The 12,064-nt window shown below is 43.8% G+C and carries 8 protein-coding genes; 3 read left to right on the top strand and 5 right to left on the bottom strand.

The features are described from left to right. Window positions 1–353: 353 nt before the first annotated feature. On the bottom strand, window positions 354–1,703 hold the full coding sequence (locus tag EAH55_RS12935; RefSeq protein WP_121809962.1) for a Gfo/Idh/MocA family protein: 1,350 nt from the start codon (window positions 1,701–1,703) through the stop codon (window positions 354–356). 24 nt (window positions 1,704–1,727) lie between these two features. Further along, window positions 1,728–3,038 (bottom strand): DUF3472 domain-containing protein, encoded by a 1,311-nt coding sequence (locus tag EAH55_RS12930; protein ID WP_121809961.1) that lies wholly within the window; start codon window positions 3,036–3,038, stop codon window positions 1,728–1,730. Between the two features lie 430 nt (window positions 3,039–3,468). Here EAH55_RS12930 and EAH55_RS12925 point away from each other — a divergent pair, with 430 nt between their 5' ends. The 3 genes from EAH55_RS12925 (at window position 3,469) to EAH55_RS12915 (ending at window position 7,648) form a co-directional block, all read left to right on the top strand. Then, window positions 3,469–4,500, top strand: a complete 1,032-nt coding sequence (locus EAH55_RS12925; protein ID WP_121809960.1) for a LacI family DNA-binding transcriptional regulator — start codon at window positions 3,469–3,471, stop codon at window positions 4,498–4,500. Window positions 4,501–4,575: 75 nt separating this feature from the next. After that, window positions 4,576–5,661 (top strand): phosphotransferase enzyme family protein, encoded by a 1,086-nt coding sequence (locus EAH55_RS12920; RefSeq protein ID WP_121809959.1) that lies wholly within the window; start codon window positions 4,576–4,578, stop codon window positions 5,659–5,661. Window positions 5,662–5,788: 127 nt separating this feature from the next. Beyond that, window positions 5,789–7,648, top strand: coding sequence for a DNA topoisomerase 3 (locus EAH55_RS12915; RefSeq protein WP_121809958.1), 1,860 nt, complete (start codon window positions 5,789–5,791; stop codon window positions 7,646–7,648). Window positions 7,649–7,850: 202 nt separating this feature from the next. Here the strand turns inward: EAH55_RS12915 and EAH55_RS12910 are convergent, their stop codons facing one another. From EAH55_RS12910 to EAH55_RS12900, 3 genes are read right to left on the bottom strand one after another with little or no spacing between them, the layout of a single operon-like run. Then, the gene (locus EAH55_RS12910; protein ID WP_121809957.1) at window positions 7,851–9,434 is read right to left on the bottom strand and encodes an arylsulfatase; all 1,584 of its coding nucleotides are present in this window, start codon (window positions 9,432–9,434) and stop codon (window positions 7,851–7,853) included. An 8-nt stretch (window positions 9,435–9,442) separates the two neighbouring features. After that, complete coding sequence (locus EAH55_RS12905) at window positions 9,443–10,174, bottom strand: thioredoxin domain-containing protein (RefSeq protein WP_121809956.1); 732 nt, start codon at window positions 10,172–10,174, stop codon at window positions 9,443–9,445. 2 nt (window positions 10,175–10,176) lie between these two features. Further along, window positions 10,177–12,057 (bottom strand): arylsulfatase, encoded by a 1,881-nt coding sequence (locus EAH55_RS12900; RefSeq protein WP_162996853.1) that lies wholly within the window; start codon window positions 12,055–12,057, stop codon window positions 10,177–10,179. Window positions 12,058–12,064 lie beyond the last annotated feature (7 nt).

Genomic DNA, 12,064 nt, shown 5'->3' with positions numbered 1-12,064 from the left:
GCAAACGTTTGAATCAAAGTATTTTGCAGCGATAAAGCCTAATTTTTGAAAGTTTTTGGAACGACAAACAGGATGAAAAGGATGTCAGCTCCGCCGATTCTGCGTATTTAGAGATTGCGCCCGAATATTTTGATTATGAGTGGGTTGAAGGCTGCTGTGTAATTGTGGGGATGAACGACCAAGCAATGGCATACTATACAGAACGGCTTTGCTTCCGTGCGATGGCTGCGTACCTTACAGCAAAGACATTTTTATTACTCTTTGCAGCGGTACCATTGATATTCTTTTAAAAAAGTAAAGCCCGGCTTTTGACCAGGCTAAACATATTACATGCAAAAAAATATAAACGATAATTAAAAGCCGCTGTCATCAAGCGCGAAGGTATTTTTGCGCTCTTTCCACTTGCCTTTGGTAAAATCAGGGAATGCTACGCTGGCATTGCCTTCTTTTAATGATTTGGTTGATAAAGGAGTAATTACACTCATGGTAACAGAATCATAAACATCGATGGGCGTTTGGCGTTTTTGCTTAACCGACTCAACAAAAGCGTTAAATACAAACCAGTCCATACCACCGTGACCCGCACCTTCGGCAAACTTTTCATATTTTTTCCAAAGTGGGTGGTCATATTTGTCAAACCATTCTTTTGCCGGATCCCATGAATCATCTTCTTTTGATTTATGGTCTATGTATACGCTTTTGTTCACGTCCATCCAAAGTCCTTTTGTACCTTGAACCCTGAAACCTAATGAATACGGGCGCGGCAGGTGCGTATCATGGCTCAGCAATACCGTTTCACCATTGGCGCAGTTGATCATGGTAGTGGTTACGTCGCCATTTTTATAATGGATCTTGGCATTCGGGTGACCGGGCGATAATTCCTCAACGTAGGCCGATAAACCACGCGCTTTTGAACTAAAGGATACAAGATTGGTAAACCGGTTACCTGCATTGATATTGGCATAATGCATACACGGACCAGCGCCATGCGTTGGATAGATATCACCATCTACATCAATATTAAACTGGGTGCGCCATTGTGCTTCGCTCAGTGCTTTAGGGCCAAACTCAACGCCGCCGCCGTAATAGCGCTTGCCATCGTTGAATAATACACCTCTCAAATTGTGCTGATAACCACCCTCTAAATGAACGATCTCGCCAAATAAGTCCTGGCGTGCCATGTTCAATGCCGCCATTACATCACGACGATAGCAAACGTTTTCAAGCGTCATGTACGGCATCTCTGTTTTTTCTGAAGTATTAACAATATCCCAGTGGTCTTCAACTGTAAGACCGGCAATTACTTCGCATCCTACATACTTTCCGGCTTTCATAGCGTCGATAGCTTGCGGATGGTGAAACTGCCATGGTGTGGCTATAATTACAGCATCAATATCCTTATGATCAAGCAGTTTTTTGTAGGCATCCAGTCCGCCGGTGTATTCTTTTACAGGTGCATGGCCTTTTTTGGCGATGTATTCGCGGCAAATTTTCAATGAGCTTTCCTGCGTATCGCAAATGGCTACGATCTCCACATCATCGCGAAGCAAACCTTCGGCAATATGGCTCATGCCACGGGCACCTACACCGATGTAACCTAAACGTACCTTTGCAGGTGCCGACGCAAACAGGCTTCCTGATGGTAAAATGCTAAAACCGGCGGCAGCTATAGCGCTGGTTTTCAGAAATTGTCTTCTTTCCATATATAATATTGAGGTTTTTGGGGCTTATTTATTGGGTAATTTTTCAAAATCAATTACAGGTTTCTTTCCTGTTGGCTCACGGTCATAAGGAGTTTTGAGCTGAATATATTTATTAAAGAAACCGCCGTTTTGCAGGTAAAATTTGTTGCCTTCTTTTCCTCCGGCGTAATCCTTACGGTAATTGGCATTTGCTGTAGCATCGCCCGTGTATATGGCATGTGTAAGCTCCTGCCAGTTGTTATCGTTATCACCTATCCATTGATTGGTAAAATACGCCCTGCGCACCTTATCGCCGTTTTCAGGTTCAAAATTTTCTACAAACGAATATAAATGCGTTAAGTAGGTAGCCTTTTGCGGCCGGGTGAAGCTGGCTATTAAGAACCATTTACCGGCTGATACATCTCTAAAATAAGCAGTATAAGTAGTGGTGTGCTTTACATTGTCAGGCTCAGCGCTTAACAGGAATGCATAGGCTTGTCCGGCTTTCCATGGGAAACGCATATAGCTTTGTCCGCCCGAACCTTCATTACCGAACTCGCCGATATGAACAGTGCTGCCGCTTTTTATCAATTTAATACGCATACTATCGGGGATGCTTTTAGGATCTTCGGTATTAAAAGGGCTCCATACCGAAAACAGCACCCGGCGTTCGGTAGCCGAGTTTACCTGCATACCAAAATATCCTTCGCCAAAACCATCGGCCATAAAATAAGAACCTATAACGTCCTGTCCTTTGGGTACTATAATCTCGTTATAAAACCATTTTACTTTATTCTCCTTGTCTGCCGCAACTGGATAGCGCAAGTGCACCGAAGGCCCCCTCCTGCCAAAATGGAATGAACTTCTTTTGGTAACATAAGCAATATCATTATCCGCCTTTTGCAGCGTAACTACCAAATCGGAAACATCAGCATAAACGGCTCCTGTTTTATTGATACCTTTAAGGCTTAGCTTTATATAACCGGGTTCAACATGTAGCTTTCCAAAACTAACGGTATCAAATGTTGCATTGCTTAGCTTTTTCACAAAAGCTTTTTTCCCTGCTGATAACTGCAATGTGCTATTGCCTTGCGGAACACGCACAACCAATGCAAGCTGAATATCCTGCGCAGCATTAAGCCTGAAATAGATATCTGCAGTCGATTTAGGACTCTTCAGACCGATTAAGCCTTCATCAGTGATAGTATCAGGAGCACTAACCCAGGCATTACCGCCAAGCGGAATTATATGACGCAATTTAGTTGCGTCAATACGTGCGCTTTGCGCTATAGCAAATTTACTGCTGATCGTAATAAATAATAGGGAGAGATAAAATATAGTCGTTTTCTTAATCATTTGGCTTATTAAGCTGGTACGGTTTTATAAATGTAATTGCATTAATGGCTTTAATAAAAAATAAACAGCGCAATTTTCAACGCAAACGTTTGAAAAATGGCCATAATTATCTTTTAAGTGGCATTAATTGAATAGCAGGCATTTATAGGTTTTGGCCTTCTCTTCAAAAAATGAAGACAAGCATCGCCCCAGGAGCGTTCATTTGTTCAAAACCTTCATCGCAGGCAGGCGCATTTATCATCAAAACAGATGATTCCTAACGCGGTAACGCCAATATTCAAATCTCCCTAACAACAGTTGAATAAGGTTTATAAATTAGCTGTCGGCAACGCAAAAGGTTACGCAAACGTTTGCAATTGGGCACTAAACGAATACAATTTGATAATAATCGCTTAACTTTAACTATAAAAACAACGTTAGCTCATAATTAATGCAAACAAAGCCAACTACAATAAAAGAAATAGCGCAAATATTAGGCATTTCGGTGTCTACAGTTTCAAGGGCCTTGCATGATCATCCAAGTATAGGACTAACCACAAGGGCAAAAGTTAAAAAACTGGCCGGCGAACTTAATTACGAGCCCAATCAAACAGCCATCTTTTTGCAAAAAGGCAAAACCCTTACTATCGGGGTTATATTGCCCGAACTTTCGGAAGCATTCTTTTCATCGGCCATAAGCGCCATTGAAGATACCGCCTATAAAAAGAACTATACGGTATTGCTAGCACAATCGCACGATGATGAGCAAAAAGAAAAGCAACTGGTTGAAAAAATGAAGAATCACCGGGTTGATGGCTTATTGGTTTCTGTAGGGAAAAACACATCCTCCTACCAGCATTTCGAAAATTTAAAAAAGTATAATATCCCCGTTGTTTATTTCGACAGGATCCCATCTATTCCCAACATTCATTATGTGGCCTGCAATATGGAGATTGGCACCATTGAAGCCGTCAGTTACCTTTTGAAAAAAGGCCACCGCGCCATAGGTATGATCAACGGGCCACAAACCATGGTAGCCACCGGCGAACGAAAAGAGGGCTACATCAAAGCCATGACCAAAAACAGGCTCAAGTATGATCCATCGCTTATAGTTTCCTGCGATTTGACAGAAGAAGGTACCAAGAAGGCTTTAGACGAGTTATTGGCCAGCAAACGCAAACCAACCGCTATTGTAACCTTTAATGATTATGTGGCACTTTTTGCCATAAAGCACGCGTCCAGGTTAAATATCAGGGTCAACCAAGATCTTGAATTTGTAAGCTACGCCAATTTACCGCTTATCAATTATATGGAAAATATTCCAGCAGCTTCAGTTGAGCAATTCCCTTATTTACAGGGGCAAAAAGCAACCGATATTCTGATGGACCTGCTGCATCACCAGGGCACAGGCGGCAACGAACCAAGCGCCTTTTATAAGGTGATTATTGAATCGCAACTGGTCGAAAACAAAAAACAAGACTAAATAAAAAACACTCAAACGTTTGCGCATGGCTATCGCTTTTCAATTAGCTATGTTTGAATAGTTAACAGCTATAATATGTTTAATGATATCCTTATAAATTTTGGATTAAACGTTTCTGAATATAATATTAAGTCCTTTGGTTCGGGCTTAATAAATCATACTTATAAAATAAGTGGTGCCAACCAGGCATTTATCCTACAGCAAATCAACGATTCGGTTTTTAAACACCCGGATCATATTGATAATAACCTTGCGCTAATCAAGCAATACCTTGACGAAACTAATCCGGGCTATTTGTTTGTTGCACCGTTAAAAAGCAAAACCGGAAAATCTATCATTCAATCTGCTGATGGCAAATTTTATCGCCTGTTTCCGTTCATTGAGGGATCGCATACGGTAAACTTTTTACAGGATACAAAAGAAGCCTACAGTGCCGCAGTGCAGTTTGGCAGGTTTACACGTCTTTTAAACCATTTTGATATCAGCAAGCTTGAATACACGCTTACAGATTTTCATAACCTGAAACTTCGGTTTAAGCAATTTGAGCAGGCGTTACAAACAGCTACTGAAGAAAAACTAAAACAAGCTGCTGCCGAAGTAGAAAAAGCACGTGCTTATATTGACATATTGCATACCTACAACCAGTTTACCGCAAACAGCGAAATTAAACTGCGCGTAATACATCACGACACCAAAATAAATAACGTACTGTTTGATGATAAGCAAAACGCCCTTTGCCTTGTCGATCTGGATACCGTGATGCCGGGTTATTATTTAAGCGATGTTGGCGATATGATGCGCACTTATCTTTCCCCCGCTAATGAAGAAGAAAATGATCTGGATCAGATCATCATCAGAACTGACTTTTTCAGGGCGATATATAAGGGATATATGAGCGAGATGGGCACTATCCTTACCGAAACCGAAAAGCAATATTTCATTTTTTCGGGTAAGATGATGATCTACATGCAGGGGCTTCGCTTTTTAACCGACTTTTTAAATAACGATATTTATTACGGCGCGCAATACGAAGGGCATAATTTAGTCAGGGCTAAAAACCAGTTCAAATTGCTTGAAGGTTATACTAATGCCGAACCTCAATTTAAAGAAATAATTGCCGGAGTTGATAAAGAATTACTGGCTACTACCGATGGCATTTAGCGCTTAGGTAACCATGCCGACCGGAACAATGTTACCAACAAACCTTGCACAACCCTCGCTAAATTCATACTTTCGACGCCCATATCAGCAAGCGCCGGTATAGGTCAACGCGTTGAGAGCAGGATTTATGAAAGTAATTATAGCCGAAAAACCATCTGTAGCCAGGGATATCGCCAAAGTTTTTGGGGCAACTACCAAAAAGGATGGCTATATCGAGGGTAAAGGGTTTACCTTTACCTGGGCTTTCGGTCACCTGTTACAGTTGGCCGCCCCGCAGGAATACGGCTATTACGGCTGGAGTGTTCAGCACCTGCCCATGCTGCCACACAAATTTAAACTCTCCATCCGCAAGGTAAAAACCAAAGATGGCGTGGTAGATGACCCATCGGTAAAAAAGCAACTTGATACCATCCAAAAGCTATTTGACGAAGCCAGCGAAATCATTGTGGCAACGGATGCCGGGCGTGAAGGTGAACTCATCTTCAGGTATATTTACTACTACTTGAAATGCAAAAAGCCCTTTAAAAGGCTCTGGATCTCATCACAAACAGATGAGGCTATCAAAGAGGGTTTCCGCAACCTGAAACCGGGAAGCGATTATGATACACTGTTCAATTCGGCCCATTGCCGTTCTCAGTCGGATTGGTTAGTGGGTATGAATGCCACGCAGGCCTTAAGCCTTTCGTCGGGCATTCGCGGTGCCGTGCTTTCACTGGGCCGGGTACAAACCCCTACCCTTGCCATGATCTGTTCGCGGTACCTCGAAAACAAAAACTTTGTTCCCGAAACATTTTACCAGGTTAGCATCCACCCGGATAAAGACGGGCAGGTATTTAAAGCCATATCGGCCGAAAATTATAAAACAAAAGAAGAAGCGCAGGCCGTACTTGACCAGGTTCAGGATGTTGAAGGTGGTTTTCCGCAGGGTGGCCATATTTTACAGGTAGAAGCCAAACCACGTAAAGAACCACCTCCTTTATTGCATGATTTGAGCAGCCTGCAACAGGAAGCCAATAAGCGCAAAGGTTTCACTGCCGATCAAACCCTTACCATCCTCCAAAACCTGTACGAAAACAAGCTGGTTACATATCCCCGTACCGGCAGCCGCTATATAGGTGATGATGTTTTTGCAGGCGTACCTGCGCTGATTGAAAAGCTGGAACAGCATCCGCTTTTTGGCAAACAAGCTACCGCCTTAGGCAGCGCCACGCTTAACAAACGAAGTGTAAACGCAAAAAAAGTAACGGATCACCACGCAGTACTCACAACCGGCGAAAACCCGCATCAACTTTCTGCTGATCAGCAGGCTGTTTATGATATGGTAGCCGGTCGTATGCTCGAAGCTTTTCACCAGGATTGCATTAAGGAGGTGACCAAGATTGTTGTACAATCGGGCGCGAAATTCAATGCCAGCGGAACGGTGATCCATACTGCCGGATGGAGGTCTGTATTTAACGATAAAGAAGACGATAAAAAAGACGAGGAGAACGCTACGCTGCCTAAAGTTGTACAAGGCGAAAACCTGCCGATAACCGCCAAAGCTTTGCTTGAAAAGCAAACCAAACCACGGCCCTTATACAACGAAGCCACGCTACTAAAAGCCTTGGAAACAGCGGGCAAAGAGATTGATGATGAAGAGCTACGCTATGCCATGAAGGATAGCGGCTTGGGAACTCCTGCGACAAGGGCTTCCATCATAGAAACGCTGATTAAGCGCAATTATATCATCAGGGAAAAGAAAAACCTGGTGCCCACAGCTACAGGCATCGCTGTTTACGAAGTAGTAAAAAATCAACAAATAGCCCAGGCCGAACTTACAGGAAATTGGGAAAAGCGCCTCGAGGAGATCCGTTCAGGAGCTTCAGTTACTGATTTTCAGAATGAAATTAAAACCTATACCCGCGCAATTACTTCTGAACTACTGGCGCAAGGTAAATCATTAAAAATCCCGGCTGCACAAACAACCGGGACTAAAGTTAGTACTTAGTAAGTTTTCAATACTTTAGCGCACATACTTCAGGTTCTCCACAAGGATTCTTCATGAAAGATCCCGCGCCCCATACGTCATTGCGAGGTACGAAGCAATCGCGAACTATACAGAGCTACCATACTTGTCGGGGATTGCTTCGTACCTCGCAATGACGCATTTTATAACTACTTCCTTTAACGGCGCAATCCTTTTATAATACTTATAACCCTTTAATAGTATTCCAATCAACAACGCCAACTTTTTTCGCCCATCCCAGATATTCCGCTTCCAGCGCTTTAACTTTATCTGGATACTTACCGGCAAGGTTGTTTATCTCCGACCGGTCAGCTTCCAGATCATATAATTCCCAGGGCTCACCAATCTCAGCGACTAATTTCCAGTGACCTTTTCTTATGGCCCTGCTGCCCTCATGTTCCCAAAACAAAGTTTCATTACCTGTATAAGATTTTCTTTTAAAAGCATTAACCAAACTAATACCCGCTAAAGGTGTTAGCTGCCTATTTTTAAATTGAGTTGGATACGATATGCCGGCAAGTTCAAGGCAGGTAGGCATCAGGTCAATCAAATGACCCGGGCTATCATTGGAGCTCATGGCCTTTATGTGCCCGGGATACCAGGCTATAAGCGGTGTCGCTATGCCTCCTTCGTGCGTGTTGCGTTTGAATAACTTAAACGGTGTATTGCTTACGTTTGCCCAGGGGATCTCATAACTGTCGATTGAATTTACAGAACCCGGCGAGCCATTTTTTTGAATTACGGTCGATAAGCTTTTAACTTCATCGGCACTACCTCCATTATCAGATGCAAACAAGACAATGGTATTTTTATCTTTTCCCAATTGCTTCAGTTTGCTCATGATCTCACCAATACAGGCATCCATGCGGTAAACCATGGCAGCGTAAATGGCCATACGGGTATCCCATTTATCTTTTTCTTCGGGAGATAGTGAATCCCATGCAGGCGCGCGTTTATCCCAGGCCGATAGCTGCCATTGTTTTTTGATAATACCTATTGCCAGCTGTTTTTCATAATGCTGCTTCCGTAACACATCCCAGCCTCTAAGGTATCGGCCTTTAAACTTCGCTATATCTTCGGGCAGCGCCTGTATAGGCCAGTGCGGGGCATTATAAGCTACATACATAAAAAAAGGCTTTTGCTGATCTTTGATCTCATCTAATGATTTAATCGCGAAATCAGTAATAGCTTGCGTCAGGTATTTCGAGGTATCACTTCGGGTGATCTCCCTGTCATTCAGCATAAAGGTGATCTTGCTGCCATCATTATACAACGGCGCCGAATTAAAATAACTGCTGCCGTTATTCAGCATGGTAAATGATTTATCAAACCCGCGGTTGTAGGCTAAGGCAGATTGCTGCAGCCCCACATGCCATTTGCCGGATACTATGGTATTATAACCGGCCTCATCTTTCAGCAACTCGGCAATGGTAGCGCTGTGTTCGTTTAAATACCCCTGGTAGGCTGGCGAACCTTTATATTTCACCATATCGCCAACCCCAGCCTGATGCGGATATAAACCGGTTAACAATGCAGCACGTGAGGGGCAACACCTGCCAGCATTATAAAACTGCGTCATTTTCAATCCTTCCCGGGCAAGCCTGTCGATATTAGGTGTGCTGATCTCTGAGCCAAAACACCCGATATCAGAAAAGCCCATGTCGTCGGCCAGAATGATGACCATATTGGGCTTTTGTTTAGGGACCTGCGCAAATGCAGGCCCCATGTAAAATATAGCGATAAGTAAGTAGCTGATTTTTTTAAGCATGGCTATGTTTATTTGCCGCTTGCCGCCAAACCGGTTTTGGCTTGTTCGGCAACTGCTTCAATTTGTGTGGTTGATGAAAAGCCCTGCTTTTTCCAAACTTCCTTGCCGTTTTTATACAATACCAGCGTTGGCAGTACATTCACTTTTAGCTCTTTGGCTAAGTTGGTATTGTCATAAACCTCAATACTGATCACTTTGGGCGTAAAAGCGGTATTGGCCTTTAGCGAATCAAGTACCGGTACCAGTTTTTTGCAGGCCCCGCAATACCTCGACCCAAAATCAACCAATACTAAAGATGATGATGCCGCCAGTTCATTAAACTGGGCTTTTGACAGCGACACACCTTTTTTTGTTGTTGAAATGATAGGATACCCCGAACCTATCCAGTTGGCCAAACCACCTGGCAATTCCTCAACATCCTTGAAGCCTTTAGCCTGCAACTCGCGTGAAAGCACGGTGCTGCGGCCATTTGCTATCGAGTAAACAAAAGTTGGCTTTTCCTTGCTCAAGCCATCCAGTTTTTGCTGATAATCTGCAGCTTTGGCATCAACATTTACGGCACCTTTAATATGGTTCTGCGCAAACTCTTCTGCCGAACGCGCATCCAGGATCTGCGGCTCTTTTGCTTGTTTCAATTTAGCCGCAAAGGCTTCAAGCGATAATAAAACCGGCGACTGCGCTTTTACCTCGCCAATGAAAACCACCAGTAGGGCAAGCAATACAATTTTTAAGCTTTTCATAATTAGTTGTTATTTTCGAGTTTATGGATCCTTTTATTGTTGATATCGTCCCTGTCAATAAAGGGATAGATATGGTTCTTTTTAGCTTCGGCATCAAACAGGTCTTTAAGCTCTTTCAGCTTCTCAGGATATTTTTTGGCGAGGTCTACACGCTCGTTAAAATCCTCGTTCAGGTTGTAAAGCTTCCAAACATCCTTATCGTAATCACGCTCAGGGATGGTTTTCTCTTTCGGGAAGTTCAGCAGGTCAACATTATCCGGGCGGTGCGCCGCCTCGGCTTTCCAGCCATCTTTGTAAATAGACCTCGAAGTAAAAATGTAATAGTATTGCTGGGTGTGCAATGTTTTTGCCTGCGCGTTGTTGAACGAGCTAAAGAATGATTTGCCCTGTAAGGTATCCTGCTTAATGCCTTTAACATACTCCGGTAATTTTAAACCCGCAGCCTCAATAGTGGTTGGGAATACATCAGATACGTGACTGTACTGGGTACGAATACCTCCTTTTTCGGTAATGAGTTTTGGATAATAAACAATGAGCGGGTTATGGGTACCACCTTCAGCGTCAGCGTCTGATTTCCAGTACTTAAACGGCGTATTGGCTGCCTGTGCCCAGCCCAAAGGATAATTGGTTGAAGCTTCTGGTGTGCCGATGGTTTCGTAGTCGCTTTCGTTCTTCTTAATATAATCTGCCTCAAGTGTTGTTGCAGCCGAGTTTTTTGGATCGATAACACCATGAACCGTTCCTTCCTTACTGGCCCCATTATCCCCTATCATCACAAAAACCAAAGTATTATCAAACTGACCGGAAGCTTTCAGGTAACTGATCACACGGCCTACCTGGTGGTCAATGTAAGTCAGATAACCTGCATAAACTTCCATGAACCTGGCGTACAATTTCTTCTGATCGGCAGGTAAACTATTCCAGGCCTGGATACGCTCGTTGCGTTCGGGCAATTTAGCATAAGCAGGAATGTAGCCGGCCTTCTTCTGGTTTTCAAAAACCTTTTGGCGGTAAACATCCCAACCCTCATCAAATTTACCTTTGTACAGGTCGCTCCATTCATGGCTAACCTGGTGTGGCGCGTGGGTAGCTCCAGGTGCATAGTATAAAAAGAAAGGCTGATCAGGCGCTGCTTTATGTGCGGCGTCAATGTAAGCAATGGCTTTATCGGTGATCTGCTCGTTCAGGTTGCGGCCATCAGGTTTGATATGAAAATTATCCTCCACCAAGTGCGGCGGGTTATACTGGTCGGTAGCCGATTCCAGGAAGCCGAAGTGATGGTCGAAACCCTTACCGGTTGGCCAGCGATCAAACGGCCCAACGGCGGTAGTATCCTCATCAGGCGTTACCCCCCATTTACCAACCGCGAAAGTACTGTAGCCGTTAGAGCGTAAAGCCTCGGCAATAGTTCCCTTATCTGGCGGAATGCGACCGTCATAGCCCGGAAAACCGGCAGCCGTTGATGCGTGGGCAAAATTACCCATATGTACATAATGATGATTACGCCCGGTAAGTAATGATGAGCGGGTTGGCGCGCAAATACCCGCCGTATGGAAATTGACATAGCGCAAGCCATTATTAGCCAGCGTATCAAAATTAGGCGTGCTGATCAAGCCACCAAAAGTTCCTGATGCACCAAAACCTACGTCGTCCAGCAAAATCCAGACAATGTTAGGTGCGCCTTTCGGCGCTTTAAGCGGTTTATTCCACCACTCTTTTGATTCGGCAAGGGTTTTACCTTCCACGCCCTTATAATTAGCGGGATCGATAGGCGCTATATTAGCCGGAGTTACCTTTACCTGCGGCAATTGCGCAAAAGCGGGCGCGCTCATTGCTACGGCTATTGCCGATAAGGCGACAATACGTTGATAAACGGATTTCATGATTGTA

Origin of the sequence: Mucilaginibacter kameinonensis, assembly GCF_003675385.1 — a bacterium.
Taxonomy (GTDB): Bacteria; Bacteroidota; Bacteroidia; order Sphingobacteriales; family Sphingobacteriaceae; genus Mucilaginibacter; species Mucilaginibacter kameinonensis.
This window is presented reverse-complemented; position numbering and strand designations above follow the sequence as displayed.